This window comes from Shewanella kaireitica, assembly GCF_023284045.1.
GTDB lineage: Bacteria > Pseudomonadota > Gammaproteobacteria > Enterobacterales > Shewanellaceae > Shewanella > Shewanella kaireitica.
The window spans coordinates 536,804-558,001 of sequence record NZ_JAKIKQ010000002.1; the positions used below are offsets into that span (position 1 = coordinate 536,804).

Sequence of the window (21,198 nt, forward strand, 5' to 3'; positions counted from 1 at the left end):
ATGGTTCAAACTCCAAGCGCTGTAAAATCACACAGTACCCGTCACTTTCTAGGCTATAACCTCTGCACCAAGATCAAGCACACTTGCCCTATTTCGTAGCTTTCAGCTACCTAGCAAGTTTATCCGATATTAACGCGGAACACGTAAACCGTTGTTTTTAAGCAATATAAATATTATGCATTATTTGGCACACAACTAGCATACCTATAAAGTAGTACGCAAGAGCAATGCAAGGAATGACATGAACTTACTTAAAACAATCTCCCTAAATTACCAGGATTATGTCGATGTAATTAGGCATATTGGCATCAGTCAGTGGGATGTAGAGTAGATACTTTTTAAATAGTTTGAAGTAATTAGAGGGGTAACCAATGACCGTAATAAACCATAATCTCAATCTGAGTATCATCCATGAAGTCAAAAATAATGGTCGACTTCTGTCTGACGTTGCAAGGCAGTATGGTGTGTCGACCAAAGTCGTTTATCAACTTGTACGCCAAAATGAACAACAGCCAACAAATCGCAGCATGGTATTAAAGTCTGAGATTGCACAGCTACGCATTAAGATTAAACAGTTAACTCAGGAGTTGACCCTCATCACTCAGTAATAGCCCCTTTTGCAGAGGTAAAAGTTTATCGTTTCGCCCCCAACGAAATTGTAAAGTTATCGTAATAACAATAATAACTGCGCGCTAATTTCGCTTTTACCTCTGCTACTTTTGCCACTACTCATCCCTCCTGCGTCACAGAGACCTGCAACACATTCAGTTACGCTGCTAAACTTAATCACATATTCAACCAGAGGTAATCTCAATGGGGACTGATTTTGTAAATCCAGTAATCAAGACAACGTTAATTACAATGGCTTTGGCTTTCGTACTTTCAGGCTGCGTTAGCCAGCATGATTTGATGGTTGAGAAAGGCTTTCCACTTCCCTATGCCGACGGTTTTGATGACGGTTGTCATAGCGGGAACAAAGCTGGCGGTAGCTTATTCGACGAATTCAAAAAAGATGTCAATCGCTTTAACAGTGACAAGCAGTACGCCCAAGGTTGGTCAGATGGCTTTAGGCAATGCGAGACAGAGCAAGAAGCAGCGCAACGTCAAACTAGAATGATAATCGAACAGCAACAGTTACAAGAACAGAAAAAAGCCAACGACATTAACCAGCAGCATGCACTTGAACAAGAAGTGATGAAAGGCATCGATACCGATGCCCTCAAGAGCTTAGAAAAGTAATAGTAGTACTGGTGAGACGCTAGTTTTTACAACGAAACTAGCGCCTCGATGAGTCATTATAAAATCGTCAGTCGATAACCCAATGACTGAGACTCATCCTTATGCAACACCATGGTGTAATTGCCGGCATTATCAAACAGTATTGGCTCAGATTGATAGAGCAAAGTCAGCGTTTCATTGTCATCTTCAAAAACAACATTTATCTCATATTCTCCAGACGCAATACTGAGTGTCCCCAATTCCGTGAACTCTACATAGCTAAGTTTATATTCGGCAGACTCGATAGTTTCGGTTGGTTTAACAAAGTAGACATCAAGCGCCTCATAATCAAAAACCAAATTCGCCAAATCAATTTGATGAGTGAAAGCTTGCGGACGATGGTCGTGAGTCAATGTCATGCCTTTGGTCACTCCAGCCGCGTCTTGATACACCAGTATTGACTTGCTTTCATCTTGGTTAAAGGTCACTAACAAATTGTTCGCCAGTATTTCATTGGCACTCTTGTTTGTAACTGTCACCCCATAATCACTGTAACCAATAGCAGTGAAATCACTTAACTCATATTGTCCAAGATCGTATAGGTATTGGGTCTCTTGATTACTCGACATCGTGATATCAATTTCTTCAGCATTAATCAGTGCATTGAAAACACGATACTCGGCATTGGCATCAATATTGGCATATTGGGTTGGGCTACCGGTTGAATCAACAGCATCAATGGTGAGCTTGGGCGTTCCTGGACCAAAACTATTGCGGATCACAAACTTATAAACAGTGTTAGAAGATAAGTCCAACGTTGCCGTTGTATAGATAGGCACACTTGCCCCTGTCTCCGCGAGATAAAGCACATACTCGCCAGTATCAAACATCACTTCACTGGAATAGCTTTTATAGCTAAGCGAATCCAACATAACTGCTGTACTAAAGTCCTCAACGTCTTTACCAAAATAAATATCATAAGTGGCTTCACCAACTGCAGCATGAACCACCAATACTTGCATTTTGCTGTAGTCATCACTGTCATCATCATTCAACTCGTCCATCTCAGTGCGGTCATACTGAATGTCTAATAACTCTGGTTCACTATAATCCCCCGTCAAAACAAAGAAATGATCATCGCCATTCGCAAGCGACAAACTTGAAGTGTAAAGCGATATCTCATCACCAAATTCATCACTACCAACCACTTCCATTTCAACCGTTCCCGTACTGTAAACATAGCGCGGCTGAGAATCTGCGTAATCGATTGCGGTATATTGATAATCGTCTAAAACCAAGGCTGTTGCCGTGCTATTGGCTGATGCACTGTAGTACTGTACGTATGCTTCGCTGCTTGAATCGCTTTCATCATCTGAGCTACAACCAGTAACTGTAACCAATGCTAAAAAGAGACAACTCATACTCCGTGGTGTGAAGTTCATTTATTTTCCTTAACTAATTAATGACAAACTCACTACCTATGACCAAGAATTTGTGTCAAGAACTGTCAGCAATTGCAATGTAAGGAAAGACTATATATAGCTTTGTAAAATAAAGTGATTGTTTGTATTTACAGAAATGAAAGGCATCAATATAGCGGTTAAATATGTGACTAAAGAGTAACAGAGGTTGCTTGTGACAACCCCTAATATATATTATACCAATCAGTATAAGTAGTTGATCTACTCAGAGTGTTTTTGGCGAACTAATTCAAGGCAGGCCAATCCAAAGTGAGTAATGACACAATGGTTATTCCCTTATGAGTTTATTCAACGCAGAAGTAGGAAGCCAAAAACACTCCTTACAGGCGAGTTTTAGAGGCTTTGATGCTGTGTTAATGAACTTGAATGTAGAATAACTATGTTCTTCATTCATTGCCTTACCTCAAAGTCCCTAAACTCTCGCTGAGCGATCAAATCTTTATACTGATTGGTATTAGCTGGCGAAAAAGACCCTAAACTGATTAGCGAGGGCTTTATCATCTTGTTTGCCGTATTTAATCAAGATGTCCTCTTTACCATCACCATTTAAGTCATCACTTTGCAGCATGCCACCATCAACAGGCAGTTTTAAATCATGCTTCTCAGCATTTCGACTAAACAAAGTATCGCCAGCAGCACCGAAATAGATCTTTAGCGTGTCTTCATCATCTGACAAGATTAGATCTTTAAGGCCATCGCCATTAAGATCTGCCAGCTTGACCACTGGACTGCCACTTTGTCCTGAGCTCAAACTAAAATTAAGCTCAACCTCTTTACTCACGTTAGACTCTTCCGCAAAACGCCCTTGATCATCCATTTTAAACAGGTGCACATCTTGATCGATACTGCCTGACAACAAAGCACCAATGATCTGTGACACGCCAATATCAAACCCAGCGACCATCACCTCGACTTTATCGTCACTATCAATATCGATAAACTGTAATCCAGTTAAGGTACCCTCAGCTTTAACAACACTATTGGCTACTTTTGGGAACACTAGCTTGCCCTTTTGGTTCTCGCCGAGATAAACCTCATAATCGTTTGCTCTATCGAATACGCCAGAACTTTTGGTATAGCGCACCACAAGGTCGGTAATACCATCGTTGTTGATGTCCTTAAGCTCCTCCACTTTACGGTACACCAACTCACTCTGGTCAAGCTGCTCACCATAGGCGTCGCGCTTGTTCCACCAGTCAATACCGCTTATAGGTTGCCTAACAGACACGTACTCAGCAATTGGGTTAAATAGCTTGTCTCCTGTTTGGCTATATAGCTCTAACTCACCTTCACCAATTTTGACAATATCAACTAAACCATCCAAGTTGATATCAGTGACATAGAGCTTAGACTGCGTATAGGTAGCACCATCTTCAAATAGTCGAGATTGGGGTTTTATTGGCAATTGTTGCTGTTTAAATTCGCCGTCATCGGCAATAAATAACTGCACCTGATTAAAGTCATGGATCAAAATATCATCTTCACCATCACCATTGAGATCCGCAATAAACTCACCCTCACTCAAGTAGTCTGGGCGAGACTTAAAGGAGAGCGAATTGATACTGGCAATAGCCGCTAACTCTGCTTTGGCTATCGCGGTTTGAGGCTGAAACACATGCAGTTTATCTTGAGACAAAAAATAAAGTTGCTGGGTCTTGCCCTCTTGGTACTCAGTGATGTCGAAGGAGTGCATTGCTTGAGGCAGCGCTAACTTTATCGCTAACTTGTACTGCCCCTTATCTAAACCATAAACGGCCATCCAGCGCTGGCTTAAATCATCAACACCAAACGCCACTAACTCTTTGCCCGAACTGGGCAACAGATCTGCTGCCACTATCGGATGAGTCAGGTTAAAAGGCGCATTTAATGTTGACTCTGTTAAGGTCAATTTAGGCGTAGATTTAGCCTCTGCAGGTTGAGCTATGACCGCAGTAACGAGCACTAAACTCACTCCAAAGCCTTTTAAAACCGATTCCATGTTGTTCCACTCCATTAGCAATCACAAAAGTACAATCCTTGAAGCTAGCGGTTTTGAGCACAGAGTAAAAGCAAATTTAACAGTTTGTAACACATAGCAGCCTTTTTAGCGGATTATTCATCTTTAACGACTTTAAATGTCCATAAATTAGCACCAAACCAATTAAGCATTAACCCCACCAACACACCAACACTAAACGCTAAACTAAGATCCAACCAAGTCTTCCCTAAAAGCAGCGTGACCAAATAAAAGGCACTCAGATTAGCAATCGCAGCGACACTTGATACGGTAATGAACATCAACAACTGTTTAGTTTTCGCTGCTTGTTTTCGTTCATGAAAAGTCCAACAACGATTGCACCACCACGACAGCAACACAGCAATAGAAAACGCCGCCACTCTTGCTGCTAAAACTTGCAAATGAAATAACTCAAAGAACAGATAGAACATCGCAGCATCCGCAACAAATACCGCTGCCCCCACCAGCAGGAATCGCCCCTTTTGCTGATGGGATTGCCATATTTGCTGCAGATACTTTAATGATTGCGCTGACAAAGCAATAAGCCTCGGTCTTTGTTATTGGCGACGCTTGTGCAACCTTCAAAACGATTCTCAATTTTCGAATTTTGCACCACCAAATAATATCGACTTTCGCTCGCTGCTATCTCAGCCAAAGCGGTGATCTTTTTAGCCTGACCTGCACTATAAAATCGAGCAGAGAAAGGTTGCTTATTTAGGTAGTAAGTAGGCAGAGATTCCGCTCGTTGCAGTAGCAACCAGCGCTCACTCTTGTCTTTTGCTGAACCGAAGTGGATGATCGCAACCGCTATCATTAATAAAACCGCAATGGCTATAGCGACCTTATGCAAATGCGGGACTTGAGCGCCACGCCAAGCAAAGGTTATCACAAGTGCTAAAGCTGGGATCCCGGGTAATACATAGGCAGGCAAGATATTACCAGCAAGCGTGAACAACACCATAGGTGCTATCATCCAACAGATTAGGTAACTGGCAAGCGCACTGTCGTTGCTGTCACATCCTTGCTCAGTGTGTTTAGGTGCTTCAACATAGATTTTATACAGGGCTTGCGGTAAAAATGCTGACCAAGGTAGCGCAGCGCCAATGAAATAAAACCAAATGGTGCCACGGGTTTGATCGTGAGCACTACCGTAAAGATCTCCCTGCCAGCCACTATCGACAAACCTTGACCAATGCTCACCCACAATAAAGTAGTTCAAAAATCCAGGCGTCGCATTTTCAGCCAAAATATACCAGGGCAGCGCAATGGTCAGCATTAATAGTAATCCAGAGACCAGTGGAATACGTTGCCATAGTAATTTCCAAGGTCTGAAAACTCCATATTGCCACAGTAGCCACAACCCAGTACCAATTGCAAAAATCACCAGCGCCACCGGCCCTTTAGCAAGTAAACCAATGGCCAGCCCCACAAAGCCAAAATAGCCCCAACGCAGCTCGCCTTGCCAGCATAAATAAAAGCCCACCATCGCCATGGTCAGACCTAACGTTAACGCCATGTCAGTCATGACTGCACCTGCGCTGACAATAAATACAGCAGTAGACGCTAAGATAATCAACGATGGTAAAACTGGCAGTCGCTGCTGCTTAGCGAAAGTCGCTACCACGACTAAGGTCAACATTGCCGCTATCCAATGGGGAAAACGCACCGCAAATTCTGACACTCCCAACACAACGATTGAGGCCGCGCTCATCCAAGTATGTAATGGTGGTTTTCCCCAAAACGGCACATTGTAATCAAACAAAGGGGTAACCCAATTTCCCGTCTCAACCATTAAGCGCGCCATTTCACCATAACGAGCTTCAGTGGTATCCATTAGCGGATAAAGAGGCAACAGCAGTAATCGGGTTAATACCACCAACAACAATACAACCAGACTTTTCTGCCCAGTGCTCAACGCTTGCATTACTTCGCCTCCAAATAACTGACATTACTTTTGGCAACGTTCGCTGTAGTGGAAGCTCGATCAGGTTTGACTTGTGACAGCGATTGGCTGTAAGCCACCTCTTCAATCAAGTAAAGTGGTCGCTGCTTTACCTCAACAAACACTCGTCCTAAATACTCACCAATTAAGCCCAGTGCTAACAACTGAATACCAGCGAGACCTAGCTGCACCACCATCATCGAAGGATAACCCGCTACAGTCTCACCGTAGATCAATGTCTTACTGACCACCCAACCACCATAAGCAAAGGCACTAAAGGCAGTAATAACACCGCACCATGTGGCAATCCGCAGCGGCTTAAAACTAAAAGAGGTGATGCCATCCATCGCCAAGCCAAATAGCTTGCCGTAATTCCATTTTGTTTCTCCAACAAAGCGAGGGTCGCGGTCAAACTCCAAGGTCGTTTGCGAAAATCCTGGCCAGCTAAATAGTCCTTTCATAAATCGGTTCCGCTCAGGTAAGGCTCTAATGCTGTCCACTACCTGACGGCTCATTAAACGAAAATCACCCACATTCTCCGGCACTGGAGAGTCCGACACCCAGTTCATGAGGCGGTAGAAACAGCTTGCTGAAAATCGTTTAAACCAAGTTTCGCCCAACCTTTTACGGCGTTTCATATTGACGATATCGTAACCTGCTCGCCACTGCTCGAGCATTAATGGGATCTGTTCCGGCGGGTCTTGAAGATCGGCATCCAACATGATCACTGCTAGCCCACGAGCATGCTCAATACCTGCTGACATCGCCGCCTCTTTACCAAAGTTTCGGCTCAGTTTTATACATTGGTATTCATTATTTGCTAACGGCAACTGACTTACCTGTGACCAAGAATCATCACTACTGCCGTCATCAACAAATACAATTTCACTGCTCTCATCAAGCTCCGCTAATACAGCTGTAAGCCGGGATAAAAGCGGCGCAATCATTTGCGACTCATTAAACAGCGGTACTATCACTGACAAACACACTTCAGTGCGATTGCCGTCATTCACGCGAGCGTATGTCATGCGAGCCTCTAATCAATATGATTTTTAAGTAGCATGCCAGTAGTAAGGTGAAGAAAATGTCATTGACATTTTTTCGACAAAAAAAGTGCTAAAGTAACCAGTATTGAACAGAACCATTGATTAATTGCCATGACACTTAAACTACTCATTATCGAAGACAATATAGATGTCGCAGGCATTCTTGGAGATTACTTCGAGGCTCAAGGTGCAGAGCTTGATTTCGCAGATAATGGTGAACTGGGTTTATCATTGGCACAAGCATTTGATTTTGACGCCATAATATTAGATCTAATGTTACCAAAGCTTGATGGGCTCAGCCTATGTAAGGCACTACGTTCACTTGGCTGTAGTACCCCAATTTTGATGTTAACTGCACTCGATAATAAAGCGGATCTTCTCACCGGTTTTGATTGCGGCGCCGATGACTATTTAGGCAAACCCTTCGATTTGGATGTGGTTGATGCTCGGGTAAAAGCGCTGATAAAGCGTCATCGTGGTCAGGTGGCACAAGGGGTGCTCAGATTTGGTGATGTTGAAATTAATATTGCTCAACATCAAGCCTATCGTCAGCAGATGCAGTTAGCACTGACACCAACGACCTACCAAATATTACTATTGCTAATGAAACATGCACCCAATGTCGTCAAGCGAGAGCAGATAATCGAAGAGTTATGGGGACAATCACCACCCAACAACGACATTTTACGTAGCCATATGTACCAACTGCGTAATCAACTCGACAAACCCTTTAAGTACCCTATGTTAGCGACTGTTCCTAAAGTGGGTTTCCGCTTACAACAGGGAGAGGTACTTTGCTAAATAAACTGTTGCACCGAGTCTCAACCGCCTCAAGCTTACCTCACAAACTGTTATGGTATTTCAGCGGTCTCGCGATAGTGATTGGCTTATCACTCTATCTATCAATGTTTGGTTTAATGCAGTGGATCGAGGATGCAGTTAATCAGCAAGAGCTTAAAACTAGCGCTCCTTATGCCATCAGCCTATTTCAGCAAGGTGCCAAACAACCCCTTAATATTGGGCTACATACTCAAGCTTTCTATTCCCCAGAACTAATTCCAGAAAAATACGGCAATTTAGCAAATTTTCCTGTCGGTTTTAATGGTGAAGTAATCAATAATGAATCGACTGGCATCCTTCATGACTGGATCGTTTATACGGCTACGAAAGCAGAAGGTATCGCCCCTAAAGAGATCTTCCTATACCGCGGAGAGTTCATTCTCGATGGCAAACTAACGCCGCTATTCCTAATAACCCCCACGGAAAGTGTAGAGCTTAGCGATCGAGAATGGCATCTCATCAAGCTATTTATACTGTGTTTTATCGGGGTATTATTTATCTTATTCGGCTTTGTTATTCATAAACTTAGCTGTCGGTTAGTCAATCCTGTCGAGCAATTAAGTAAGCAATTAAAGTCGCCCGAATCGAGCAAAAAATTTACCGTATCGGAACAATCGGCCACTGAATTTACTGAACTTGCCGATAGCTTAAATCATTATCGCCAGCAAAATGAGATGATGATTAAGCAGGAGCAGGCCTTTGCCCGCTATGCCAGCCATGAGTTAAGAACCCCTTTAACTGTCATCAGTGGTGCGGCAAAACTGCAGGAACAAAATGATGCTGCAGAGTTTCAAGCCCGCCAACGCAGTCGCATTCAACGTGCAGCACTCGACATGCAACATACCATCGATGCATTGCTCAATTTAGTCAAACAGGAAAATGCCACCAGCAGCGCAGCACTTAGAACGTTACAGCAAGCAGAAATTGAAAGTATCACGCAACCACTAAAGGCATTAGCAAGTAGTAAGGGTGTAAGACTATCGGTTGATTTTAAGCAAGCACCAGCCATCAAGCCAACCCCTGCCGTATTACGGATGTTGCTAAGCAATCTCATCGGCAATGCTATAAACGCCAGTGACTCTGGAGAGATAACTATCTCAGTCAATAGCGATGAAATTATTATTACCGACAACGGGCGCGGACTATCAGCATCAGAACATGATAGTGCCAATGGGCATGGACATGGGCTAGGCTTATTGATTGTTGATAGTCTTTGCCAGCGCTATCAATGGCAATTCAGTTTGTCCGATACCAAACCGACTGGCTGCTGTGCTCGATTAACCCTCCCCCAAGCAGATAGCTAACGTTCTGGCTTCCAGATTAGGAAACAACTAAGTGCCAATCGATAATCGATGGGCACTTTTTCTATTGACCTAGCTTTGACGGGTAAAGCGGTATGACTGGATTTGCACCTCTTTACCATCAACCACCGCGTAGCTGTCGACCAAAAATACATCTTGCCCTGCAAACCTAAGCTCTAGACGCATTTGGCTACGCTCATTTCCAGAAAAGGTTTGTCCGTTTGCACCGACTGGGTAGTAATTATAACGTTGCAGCTGCGGTTGGAACTCTCCCGAAAAGCTAAGCTTACTGTTGCCATTAAAATCCGTTTGCAATTGATAGCCCTGCGCTGGCGTATATGACAGTTCAACCTGCCCATTTAGGTCTTGGTTTACGCCTGACACCTTTAAGTTCTCTACCGATAACGTGGCCGCAGTCGTTTTACTCAATCCACCTTGAGCAACACCAGTCGCTTCTACGCGCTCGCCTTTGCTATCCAATGCCCAGATATTCACCTGCCATTGTCCGCTAAAAGTGTCTAAGCGATCCCAGTTCTGCGCAGCGGTTGCAGGCGCAGCTGCTCCGCCCACTTGTGCTCCAGACAAACCGTTTATATTAATGTTCTTGCTAGCATTCTCGTTGCGGTGATCTTCTCTATCATTGGCGTAATCTGCACTCGCACCGGCAACACCACCCGCCGCAGCGCCAACTGCTGCTCCTTTTAATGCAAGGCTAGCATCCCCTGCAACTGCGCCCATAGCGAGTCCTAAAATGGCGCCACCTGCTGCGCCAGTTTTAAGGCCACGATTACTGTCACGTCCATCATCATCTATGCCTTCGCTGCTTGCACAAGCTGTTAGCATGCTCAGGCATAACGTGGTTAGAATTACTTTTGAATACTTGTTTACTGTGCTCATAGTGCTAGACGCTCCGTTGATAAAGGTTTTGTTAGTCGCAGTAGTTGAAGACACTAACAGTGCAGATTGCGTATTTGAGAAAATAGTGTTGTTAGACATAAATTTAACCTCATAAGAATATGTGTCCCCCTATTCCAAAAATGCTGCTAACTTAAGGGGAAGTGGTAACGTATTGGTGACTATTAAACCAGTAATCAAAAAGCGGCATTAGGGCATGGCGATGAAAAAAAAATATCCGAATGCCTAGTTGAGATCAGATTGTTCGGTATTGGTATTTATCGAGAAAGACAAAGGGGTCAGCATGAAATCAGACAAATTTGCAGGCATTGCAGATTACATTACCCAGCGACGTGCTCAGAAAGCCTTGTCTCAAGAAGCATTAGCCTATGATTTGATTGATTATCATGAACTGTTTGCCGATCTAGACTCTTTAACAATCAGTCGCTGGGAGCGAGCAAAGGTCAGTCCTAATTTGCGTAGACAGGTTGCGCTTATGGAGTACTTTGGCGACAAACCTCATACACTATTATGTGATCCCGCCTTTGAGCTCAAACAGTTACCCTCGCTCGACGCATTCAACAAAATGTTAGATCAACAGTTCAAGTACAACCATGTGATGGGAGCTCACCCCTATATTTCACCCGAAAACGTTAGCTTCGACAAACTGTGTAAGCGCGCCGATGAGGCACCACAAATGTATGGCTGGATAGCCAACTATCACACTAATCTCAGTCATAGTCGAGAGCAATGGAGTCAAGACTTCATTAAATCATTAGCTGATGTCGACTCAACCGAGGTCTCTTTTTATCTGGTTAATGGATTGCTCGCAGGCCACATTTTTATGGTCAAAGTCAGCCAAGAGACTTTTGATCAACTGCTTTTCGGTAAACTCCAAGACAATGAGCTAACAGCTGCACACCTCATTACCGGTGAACAACCTGGTTGCCTATACATGCTAAGTACCTATCTTGGCGGAGCCCATGTTTCAGAAGACTTCGTCGCACAACTATTATTTACCTTGGTTGAAGATCCACAGAACACCTCTTTTGGTTATAAAGCGCGCTCAGACATTGGCATTAAGCTAATGGATTTTCTCGGTGGAGTAGTGGTCCATACAGGTGAAGCATTAACAGAACGCTTAGACGGTGCAAAATACCAAGGCAAGCGTCGCAGCTATGTTTCTTTCAATCTGCAACGCCAGGTGCTAATAGCCAGCCCACTATTCCTTAATCTCATTCGTAACAGCAAATAATCAACAACAGCTAAAGCAGCCTTTTTATTACCGATTTCTGAAATCTAAGTTGATTTTGGCCAGAAACCAACTTAACTATTTATTAGGGTTGCACGGAATCGCGCCTATTATCTGCAAAAAGGAATATAGATATGATTGCTCTCGATACACAAGGGATCGACATTCACCACGAGATCTGTGAAAGATGGCAAGAGATGGTCAATTTGGTCTCTGAAATATCTCGTATCCCCGCCACATTAGTTATGCGAGCCTACCCAAGAGAGATAGAAGTATTTATTGCCAGCAACACCCCCAACAATCCCTTTAAAGCGAGAGATCGAGAGCGCTTAGGTATTGGCTTATATTGCGAAGCGGTAATAACAGGTAAGAAAGAGCTAGTTGTTAACGATGCTACTCAAGATCCTAATTGGGATAAAAACCCAGATATTAAGCTCGGTTTAATTGCTTACTTAGGCTTACCGATCTGTTGGCCCAACGGCGACATATTTGGCACCATCTGTATGTTAGACTCACAACCCACTCAGTTTGATAACCCGACGAAACAACTGCTCACTCGGTTTAAGTCAAATATCGAAGCCGATCTTAAACATGCTTATCAACAAGCACTGTTAGCTGAAAAAAGTGGCCGCTTAAGTAAAAATTTGCAAAATGATAACCACAATTCTGAAACCGTGAGCCCAATAGAACATCGACGCTCTGTTTAAGCAAACAATGTCAGCGTAGCAAATTACCATTGATTTCATTAACGATTTTACGACTAAAAATCACGCTAAGGTGCAGCACAATCCAAAATGACTTATTCTCTGCCACCGCCCAAACGGAACTGACGCTAGGCACAATAGTGAGATCTATCGGGGTGCGATAGGAATACAACACAACACCTTCAAGGTTGCTTACAGTAGCATTGAGTTTACCTAGCAATTCACTTTTAGGTCGCAGCTGCCTAACCCCTTTAGACGGATATGGCAGGTAAGCCCAAATACTACCTGCGTGAGGCGTTGATAAGCTAAAGAACTGACTCACTCTGCTCGCCCCGCCCAATAATTGTAAATAGTAGCGACCAACTATGCCGCCCATACTAAAACCAATCAGTACCAACTCCCCGCTCGCCCCAAACTGCTTGTTTATCTGCAGCTTTAAGTTTTCGGCCGCATGCTCAATTCCTAAGCGCCCATCAAATGGCCCGATGGTGGGAGAAAAACATTCATGACCCGCTTTAGTAAGTTGATGCTGCATCCAGCGCATCACATGCCCAGTATTAAAAATGCCATGCACTAATACTATCTTCACAAAAAACTCCTTTTAGGGTTGTCTCCACTTATACTCTAGCAGCAAAAACACACAATATACTTTGGCAAAAACACTAAGGCGTTGCAAAACCTGTAATACATAAGCCTCAGCGATATTTATTACATTAATTTTGCTACTATTAACTCGTCCCATCTGCCTATATTTCAAATGAGCCCAGTATTTATGTCGACAAGCCAATCGAACCCCACCTCTTTGTCTGTATCACAAGCTTTGACTGCAGCAATTAGCAATCGAACTGAATTTTTCGCCGCAGCACAGCAAAATGACACCGATTGTTATCGCATTTTTCACGGCACTGTCGAAGGTGTTAACGGCCTCAACATCGATCGTTACGGCGACGCTTGGTTGATCCAAAGCTTTCATCAAGCATTGACCGAGGACGAGCTAGCTCAAGTCTCTGAGCTACTCATTCAACAAGCGCAACTACCGATTATTTATAACGATCGCTCTAACAAAAACTCTCGCGTACTTAACCGCTTGAGCGACGAGAGTGAAGCCTTTGCAACTAGCGCGCAAGTAATGCACGAAAATGGTATTTTGTTTAGCAGTAAACTGCGGCATGAAGGCCAAGATCCCCTGCTGTTTTTGGATATGCGAGTTGGCCGCGAGTACGTAAAAGCGCACAGTGAAGGTCGCAGCGTACTGAATCTGTTCTCTTATACCTGTGGTATTGGTACTGCAGCAGCGGTAGGCGGTGCATCTCGAGTGGTAAATATCGACTTTTCCTCATTTGCACTGGCTGCAGGTAAGAAAAATGCCAAGCTCAACCATGTTGAAGAGGTATGTGAGTTTGTGCAAAGCGATGCCTTCCCAGCACTTAGGCAACTGGCAGGGTTAAAAGTGGGAGGGCGCAGAAATCAAAAGCTGCCCGCCTACCCAAAACTGGCTGCCACCCAGTTTGATTTAGTCTTTTTAGATCCACCAAGATACGCCAAAAGCCCATTTGGTATCGTCGATCTGATTAATGACTACCAGAGCTTGTTTAAGCCGGCACTGCTCACCACCAAAGCCAAAGGCACAATAGTGTGTTGTAACAATGTCGCTAAAGTGGATCGCCAAGCTTGGTTTGACAGTTTAGTTCGCTGCGTCGAAAAACAAGGTCGCCAAGTCACCAAGCATACATGGCTTGATTGCCATGAAGACTTCCCTTCGTTTGATGGCAACCATCCACTAAAAATAGTGGCATTGACCTTAAGCTAGCCACTAACATAAGCGTCTACAACAGCAATAAATGGCAATAAAACCTGCCATTTATTGCCACTTTATAATATATAGTGCTAAAAATAGATAAACCATAACAATCAAACATGTTTTTCTTCGCAATACCGTCCTCAAACAACTAACTTCAACAAGCCTTAAAAAACAACTCCTCCCACCCCAAAAAAATAGAAAACAAAAGCAATTAAACCCCATTAAAACAACAAACTAACCAACCCAAATAAGCTTTAGCAATGACAAACCAACAATGTTCAAAAAATAATCTTTACTTTATCAAAAAAAGGCCTAAAATCCGCTTCCCAATATTTAGGGGCTGTTGATCTTTCACGGTTATTTTTGCCGCAGTTTATTGGCTATTTTGACAAGGCGGAGGCTATGCCGTTTAGTTATTCTCCACAAATAGTCTACAACACAGTAAAAATAGCCAAGAAACGCGGCCCTTTGGGTTCGATTCAATGCTTCTACTACGGTAAAGAACCGAACAAAAACTAAGCTCGAAAGTTCAACAGCCTCTAACACCAAACATGCAAAAGCATATACATTCAGGAGTACAAGGTGGATAAATCTGCCTTTTTAACTGCAAAAAACAGCACCTTCACCCCAGTGACAGGGTTAGCTTTTTTCGCAATAGCTTCCGGCTTCCTCATGAGCCTTATCCCCTTGTCCTTAACATCGTTTAATATGGACAATTCGCTTACAGCTTGGCTAGCCAGTATCTTCTACTTAGGCATACTAGTAGGTACTTTGGGTGTACAGTCTGTTATCACTAACAGCGGCCATCGCTTGGCACTTATCTTATTTCTATCTTTGTTGATAGCAACCATATTGTTGATGCTCATGCTTCCCGTTGCGTGGGTATGGTTAGCAGCGCGATTCATTGCAGGCATAGCAGTTGCGGGAGTATTTGTCGTGGTGGAGTCTTGGCTACTCATGGCCGACAGTGCTAAACAAAGAGCCAAGCGATTAGGTTTATATATGATGTCTCTTTATGGCGGCAGCGCCTTGGGACAGCTTGCAATTGGTTCTATTGGCATTAACGGCTTAACCCCATTCTTTTGTGTCATCGGGCTTTTGCTCATTGCCGTACTGCCGCCACTGCTGGTTAAAACAGGACAACCTTTACAGTTGCAGCATCAAAAAATAGGGCTGAAAGAAGCACGCAGAATAAGCACTCCAGCCATCATAGGTTGTTTAGTGTCTGGTATGTTACTCGGGCCTATATATGGTTTGATGCCAAGCTACATTAATACCCAACTTGCCAGTACCGATAAAACAGCATTTCTAATGGCTGTGATTATTATCGGCGGTATGCTCATTCAGCCTTTGGTGAGCTTTTTATCGGTAAGAGTCAGTAAAAGCTTACTGATGGCACTGTTTTGCTTACTTGGAACCATAGGTATTGTGGGAGTATTAGACGGCAAATCAATACTGATAATCAGCATGAGCTATTTTATTCTAGGCGCCAGTTGCTTTGCCCTATACCCCATAGCAATCACGCTAGCTTGCGAAACGATAGGGGTAGAAAAGATAGTCGCGGCCACAGAGTTAATGCTGCTTAGTTATAGCGTCGGCTCCGTATTTGGACCTGTAATTGCTGAGCACAGTAACCGCTCAGCCCATTCATTGATTTTGTATTTGGGCTTTGTACTGACGACAACTTCTATCTATATGCTGTTAAAAAGTTTGCACAAAACCCATAGCGGCCAAACGCCTGCCATAGGTTAAGTAGCGAATACCCCAACATTGATAAGAGTATTCAAAAAAATACTCTTATCGATTTTAACTCCCTATTGAAGTCATTCCCCCAATCGAAGATAGCTAAAACCACTTTGCGATTCCGCCATTATCCTTAGCGGCAATGCGAAATTCAAAATAAAAACTCACCATTAGTAAGCACTTAACTAAAAAGAAGATTACCGAAAGGTTAGCCGTTGCGATCTAACCTAGTCTCTGTACCGAGTGTAAATGAGCAATCCAGTTAACAACGGATGTTAATTGACGACAAGGAGTCACTGTCATGCAAGTAAAGCAAACACATCTACAGCAAATAACGTCTAAGCATTACTTAAAAAAACAACTCGTGATCTTTATTTCAGCAGCAATAGCTATGGCCAGTGCATATGCTGCAACGGCTGAGGTAACAGCCAAACACCACGATAAAGTTGGCCAAGTAGATATTGCCGCTGAGTAAAAAACTGCACGTAGACACTCAACAACCCTTTAGCAATGGGGTAAACCACCTAATTTATGCAGCGCACCAAAAGGAAATACATGATGAGTATTAAACAATTTCTCGGGATGAGAACGCAGCAAGAACTGCTAACCAGCCACGACATCGTGCATCCCAAAAGGATTATGAATAAAAACCTGTGGACCATTGAGGCTCTGCGGGAGCATTTACAATGGGCCGTCGACGTCGAACTCTATACCATTCCATTTTATATGTCGGCAATGTACTCCGTCATCGACCAAGCATCTGAAGCAAGGCGACTCGTGCGTTCAGTGGTCAATCAAGAGATGCTGCATATGCAGTGTGCAGCCAATATCGCTAACGCCTACGGTGTTGATCTGCACATTACCGCCCCCCACTATGGCAAAGAGGTTCCACACCTAGACTTTACCGAAAACCCCAACCAACCCACAAAAGTCTTCAGCCCTTACAGCACTCAAATAGGCCCGATGGATGTCGAGCGCATCAACACCATGTGCATCATCGAATGCCCCGGTGAGCTAAGCCCGGCGACATTAAACCCTAAAAGCGATGAATACGCCTCTATAGGGGAGATCTATAACGCTATTAGAGTTGGCGCCGCGATACTCAAAGATTGTATCAGCGCCAATGTTAACCAAGTGGCTCATTTCCAGTCGACCTACCCACAAGTTAGCTCGCTAACAGTAAGCAAAGACGGCTGCGAAGGACTCACGCAAGTGAATGGGTTAATCGATTTAATTGTCGACCAAGGCGAAGGCGCAGCTTGGCCCGATGAGAAAATCAATCGAGACGTCCCCATTGAGCAACGTTTTGAAGATTACCAACAAGAGCAGCTATCACCTGAGTATCAAAACCATGTCGACGATATTCAGCCCTATTGGGATCACTTCCAAAAGTTTACTTACCTGCGTAAACAAACACTGCCAGAGACCTTTCCGTTAAACTTTGGCAGCCCTAGAGGACTTCAAAACCAGCAGATCCTCGTTAGCCATTTTGGTCATTTCCTACAGCTAATGAATATTGTGTTTAACCCTATTTATCAACAACAGTTGGCCAAAGAGAATGGCATCAGTGTCGAGCAGGTACAGCATGAGGCTGGCGCCGAGTTTGGCACCACCATGTATAAAGTCGGCGCAGCAATAGCCGCCTGCTGGGAAAACGGAGTCGTCCCTGTATTCTCTACTTCACAAAGCCAAACGGAGCAATAATCATGAGCCAGTCTATTTTTAAAATTCATCCAGCTATTGGTATTGCTCGCGTGGGCAATAGCAGTGAGTACTATCTTGCACCAGAATCCATTGCCGCAATGCCGCAACCCGGTAAGCCCTGCGATCCTACAACTGGCGGTTTACCTATTCGTCCTGGCACTGAAAATACCATCATCAAAAGCTCAGAGTTCCGTGATGCCTGTGGTGCCTTTAAACGCCAAGCGGCACGCTTTCGTATTTTTGCCTACCCTGAAGAAGAGGTTGAAAAGTACCCCGCTGCAAATGGCGAAGAGATTAAGATAGGCAGTGTTATCGATGGCAAGAAGGTCGTCGACATTGTTTGGAGTGTCCATTTAGCCAACAAAAAATGCAGCTGGTTTGCCAATGACGATGACCACGGCGCCGTCGCCTACGACAACGGTGCCACGCCGACCTTGAGAAACCTGCGAGAGGGTCTAGACCCATACAATGGTGAGCGACTCAAAAAGCTAATTATTGATGCCGGCCCGCGGGTGCTGAAAGGCTGTAATGGCAAAGTAGAATTTAGCCCTAACCACATCGCATCTATCGAAAAAAACGCTGAAATCCAACAGCTGCCCGACTATCCACAGTCCTTCCCATATATGCACTTTGAGCAACTAGAAACGCCTCAAGGGCGTATCGATAGCTTAGGAGAGATGGAAACGGATAGCTGCGGTCGGCTTATTGTTGCAGGCGGTTATGGTAAAAGTAACGCTTGGAAGCTAGATGCAAAGGATAAAGTACAGATCAATAACCCGGTCAATAATGACCAATGGTTTGACGACACCTCTGACGGCCCAGTCAATGCCACCGTGCAGTTTGACGATGGCACAACTGCCACAGTCTTTGGTGGCTGGGTGGTGGTGACAGACCCAAGCTATGCGCCGCAAACCCTCAATGTGGTGTCACTGTTTGACGAAGCATATGATCTATTTTTACGAGAGTTAGATTTAGATCCAGCCATCTTCAGTAACGGTCAGTTTAACCCTAACTATCAGCCGGCTTTCGACGACCACATTAAGCCTATCTTCAGAGCCACAGCGCAGCAATTGTGGAATGCCTATCTGCCCAGTTTTGCCATTGACGCCCATAACAGTGTCGACAGTATCAGCGCCGACGACAATCCAGATGAAACCATCTTGGCGGGCCTTGCCTACATTCGTCAACCCAACGCCGGGAAACAAGCAAGCTGGCGCTCACAATCTATCGACGTTGGCGCGCCGCTAATGCCTTTGGCACTTGGCGATTCAAGTCCTGCAGGCGGTAAACCGTTTCTCAGCCCAACAGTGAGTCAATACCATGCTCTACACTGTTGGTCTAATCACCAATATAAAAAGAGTACCGATAACCCCCTTGGCGCGGGGGAATACCTCGACCGAGCCACGCTGCAAAACTGCCTTGGCGGCCGCTTTAGCCCCGGTATTGATATGACTTGGGTGATCCGCGAGCCCAGCATGTATGTCAATCAATGGCAACAAGGCGCTGGCCCCTTTCGAATTCACCACAAAACACTCGATTACGCTGCTGTCAGCAACCAAACTCTTGGCTATAGAGCCCCGTTGCTGACCCTCGGCTGGATCCCTCGCCATGAAGATGTTGAACATCTAGGACTAGAACCTGGAGATGCCACCAAGTTTATGGCGCTGCCTTGGCATGCAGATTATAACTCCTGCGCCATTCACCAAACCTCCCCCAATACACAAGATTCACAAACCCTCTATTGGTCATGGCCAGCCCAGCGTCCAGTGACGGTTTATACCGCCCAAGACTATAAAGACTCGCAGATAGCAAAAGACCGTCATGGTCTGCCACCACAGCGTTATTCGGTCAGAGGCAGTGGCACAGTTCCTGGCGAAAACAGCCCAACAGACAGTGGCAACTTAGCCAATGCAGGCCGCTTCTGGCAGTACAGCGAGATGCTTGAAAAGTGGAATGATATTGGGGTGATAGTGCAAGCCAGCATAATTGATGATGGCGAGTGCTACCCCGACGATGTTTATTTAGAAGTGGAAAGTAAACTCGAAGGTAAAACCCCAGAACTGAAGCAACCCACTCCTTGGCCGATGATTGCTGGCAACGAAACCGCCATCAACAAAAAGAGGTAAGCGATGAAACCACTCTATGACGTCATCATCGTCGGAGGGGGCCCGGCAGGTTGTGCAACAGCGATTGCGTTGCACAACCTTGGGGTTAACAATACGCTTGTCATCGAGGGCAGTGATTACACAGCCCCTCGAATTGGCGAGAGCATCCCACCCAATAGCCGTGAACTCTTCGATAAACTAGGGATCTGGAGCGCCTTTAGCGCACAAAAACATGCCCCCTGTTTAGGGAGTTACTCAAGCTGGGGCAGCGATCAACTCGGCTATAACGACTACCTGTTTAACCCACAAGGCAACGGCTGGCATTTAAACCGCAGCGCATTCGACAGGTTTCTCGCCATGCAGGTCGAAAAACAGGGCGGTGCACTGCTGAAAAACACCCATTTTGCTAGCTTAACCCAAGAGCAACACCCCTATCCGATTAAAGTGACTCTACGTAATAAGGCTCAAATTAGATGCCGTTTTATTGTTGATGCCACAGGTCGCAGCGCTAAAGTCGCCCGACAATTCAACGCTAAAGTACGAGTCGAAGATCAACTGGTGGCAGTGAGTGGCTACTTCGAGGCTAGCGACATCATCACTAAACAGAGTTACCAGCAGATGACCCTGCTAGAAGCTGTTGATTATGGTTGGTGGTATTTAGCGCACCTACCCAATGATAAGGTCATCGTCACCGTTGCCAGCGACGCCGAGGTTATCAAGCAAAAACAGCTCAAAAGCATTAATGCTTGGCAGCACGCGCTGCAACTCACCCAACATATTAGCCCTATTGCAGGTCAGGCTTCCCCAAGCAACCTGCACACTTGGGTTGCCCAGTCCGCCATAATGGATCCCCCTGCCGACCAGTGCTGGCTAACCGTTGGCGACTCTGCGTCAAGCTTCGATCCTATTAGCTCGCAAGGGATCTACAAAGCACTTAAAAATGGCATAGATGCCGCAACCGCAATTGAAGCTTGGCTCAGAAATAACACACTGGAGATCAATCAATATCGCAATAACCTAGCCCACAGCTTTATCAACTACCTTGAGCAAAAGGCTTACTTCTATAATCAAGAACAGCGCTGGCCTGAAAGCGAGTTTTGGCAGAAGAGGCAAACTCCACTGCAATGATCAAATACCACATAAGCTACAACCGGATCAGTCGAGCACTCTG

The 21,198-nt window shown here is 44.7% G+C and carries 19 protein-coding genes; 12 read left to right on the plus strand and 7 right to left on the minus strand.

From position 1 onward, the window contains the following. Positions 1–371: 371 nt before the first annotated feature. Positions 372–608: a transposase gene (locus L2730_RS04940; protein ID WP_248973555.1), complete on the plus strand. Its 237-nt coding sequence runs from the start codon at positions 372–374 to the stop codon at positions 606–608. 205 nt (positions 609–813) lie between these two features. Beyond that, positions 814–1,239, plus strand: a complete 426-nt coding sequence (locus L2730_RS04945; RefSeq protein ID WP_248973556.1) for a hypothetical protein — start codon at positions 814–816, stop codon at positions 1,237–1,239. Between the two features lie 56 nt (positions 1,240–1,295). On the opposite strand, the gene L2730_RS04950 is transcribed toward L2730_RS04945, so the two are convergent. The 5 genes from L2730_RS04950 to L2730_RS04970 all read right to left on the minus strand — a co-directional run bounded on the left by L2730_RS04950 (position 1,296) and on the right by L2730_RS04970 (position 7,665). Then, the gene (locus L2730_RS04950; RefSeq protein ID WP_248973557.1) at positions 1,296–2,660 is read right to left on the minus strand and encodes a DUF4397 domain-containing protein; all 1,365 of its coding nucleotides are present in this window, start codon (positions 2,658–2,660) and stop codon (positions 1,296–1,298) included. A gap of 493 nt (positions 2,661–3,153) precedes the next feature. Continuing rightward, a complete protein-coding gene (locus L2730_RS04955; RefSeq protein WP_248973558.1) occupies positions 3,154–4,677 on the minus strand; it encodes an FG-GAP repeat domain-containing protein in 1,524 nt (507 codons plus the stop codon). Between the two features lie 113 nt (positions 4,678–4,790). After that, positions 4,791–5,231 (minus strand): GtrA family protein, encoded by a 441-nt coding sequence (locus L2730_RS04960; RefSeq protein WP_248973559.1) that lies wholly within the window; start codon positions 5,229–5,231, stop codon positions 4,791–4,793. After that, entirely contained in the window at positions 5,213–6,619 is a 1,407-nt protein-coding gene (locus L2730_RS04965; protein ID WP_248973560.1) for an ArnT family glycosyltransferase, read from the minus strand. Before L2730_RS04965 ends, L2730_RS04960 begins: the two co-directional genes overlap by 19 nt. Continuing rightward, a complete protein-coding gene (locus tag L2730_RS04970) occupies positions 6,619–7,665 on the minus strand; it encodes a glycosyltransferase family 2 protein (RefSeq protein WP_248973561.1) in 1,047 nt (348 codons plus the stop codon). Before L2730_RS04970 ends, L2730_RS04965 begins: the two co-directional genes overlap by 1 nt. A gap of 129 nt (positions 7,666–7,794) precedes the next feature. Between L2730_RS04970 and L2730_RS04975 the strand changes: the two genes are divergently transcribed. Together L2730_RS04975 and L2730_RS04980 are read left to right on the plus strand one after the other, a co-directional pair. Then, positions 7,795–8,484: a response regulator transcription factor gene (locus tag L2730_RS04975; RefSeq protein ID WP_248973562.1), complete on the plus strand. Its 690-nt coding sequence runs from the start codon at positions 7,795–7,797 to the stop codon at positions 8,482–8,484. Next, complete coding sequence (locus L2730_RS04980) at positions 8,478–9,827, plus strand: sensor histidine kinase (RefSeq protein ID WP_248973563.1); 1,350 nt, start codon at positions 8,478–8,480, stop codon at positions 9,825–9,827. The genes L2730_RS04975 and L2730_RS04980 overlap by 7 nt, the downstream gene beginning before the upstream one ends. Before the next feature lie 69 nt (positions 9,828–9,896). On the opposite strand, the gene L2730_RS04985 is transcribed toward L2730_RS04980, so the two are convergent. Continuing rightward, on the minus strand, positions 9,897–10,820 hold the full coding sequence (locus L2730_RS04985) for a YMGG-like glycine zipper-containing protein (RefSeq protein ID WP_248973564.1): 924 nt from the start codon (positions 10,818–10,820) through the stop codon (positions 9,897–9,899). A gap of 202 nt (positions 10,821–11,022) precedes the next feature. Between L2730_RS04985 and L2730_RS04990 the strand changes: the two genes are divergently transcribed. Next, positions 11,023–11,973: a helix-turn-helix domain-containing protein gene (locus tag L2730_RS04990; protein WP_248973565.1), complete on the plus strand. Its 951-nt coding sequence runs from the start codon at positions 11,023–11,025 to the stop codon at positions 11,971–11,973. Positions 11,974–12,104: 131 nt separating this feature from the next. After that, positions 12,105–12,677, plus strand: a complete 573-nt coding sequence (locus L2730_RS04995; RefSeq protein ID WP_248973566.1) for a GAF domain-containing protein — start codon at positions 12,105–12,107, stop codon at positions 12,675–12,677. A 10-nt stretch (positions 12,678–12,687) separates the two neighbouring features. On the opposite strand, the gene L2730_RS05000 is transcribed toward L2730_RS04995, so the two are convergent. Then, entirely contained in the window at positions 12,688–13,263 is a 576-nt protein-coding gene (locus L2730_RS05000) for an esterase/lipase family protein (protein WP_248973567.1), read from the minus strand. Between the two features lie 183 nt (positions 13,264–13,446). Between L2730_RS05000 and L2730_RS05005 the strand changes: the two genes are divergently transcribed. The 6 genes from L2730_RS05005 to L2730_RS05030 all read left to right on the plus strand — a co-directional run bounded on the left by L2730_RS05005 (position 13,447) and on the right by L2730_RS05030 (position 21,155). Continuing rightward, positions 13,447–14,484, plus strand: a complete 1,038-nt coding sequence (locus tag L2730_RS05005) for a class I SAM-dependent rRNA methyltransferase (protein WP_428848432.1) — start codon at positions 13,447–13,449, stop codon at positions 14,482–14,484. Between the two features lie 573 nt (positions 14,485–15,057). Next, positions 15,058–16,227 carry an MFS transporter gene (locus L2730_RS05010; protein WP_248973568.1) on the plus strand — a complete coding sequence of 390 codons (1,170 nt, stop codon included), beginning with the start codon at positions 15,058–15,060 and terminating at the stop codon, positions 16,225–16,227. Between the two features lie 292 nt (positions 16,228–16,519). After that, positions 16,520–16,693 (plus strand): hypothetical protein, encoded by a 174-nt coding sequence (locus L2730_RS05015; RefSeq protein WP_248973569.1) that lies wholly within the window; start codon positions 16,520–16,522, stop codon positions 16,691–16,693. Positions 16,694–16,773: 80 nt separating this feature from the next. After that, complete coding sequence (locus L2730_RS05020; RefSeq protein ID WP_248973570.1) at positions 16,774–17,922, plus strand: ferritin-like domain-containing protein; 1,149 nt, start codon at positions 16,774–16,776, stop codon at positions 17,920–17,922. A 2-nt stretch (positions 17,923–17,924) separates the two neighbouring features. Beyond that, positions 17,925–20,048 carry a LodA/GoxA family CTQ-dependent oxidase gene (locus tag L2730_RS05025; RefSeq protein WP_248973571.1) on the plus strand — a complete coding sequence of 708 codons (2,124 nt, stop codon included), beginning with the start codon at positions 17,925–17,927 and terminating at the stop codon, positions 20,046–20,048. A gap of 3 nt (positions 20,049–20,051) precedes the next feature. Further along, entirely contained in the window at positions 20,052–21,155 is a 1,104-nt protein-coding gene (locus tag L2730_RS05030) for an FAD-dependent monooxygenase (RefSeq protein ID WP_248973572.1), read from the plus strand. The last annotated feature ends 43 nt before the right edge of the window (positions 21,156–21,198 follow it).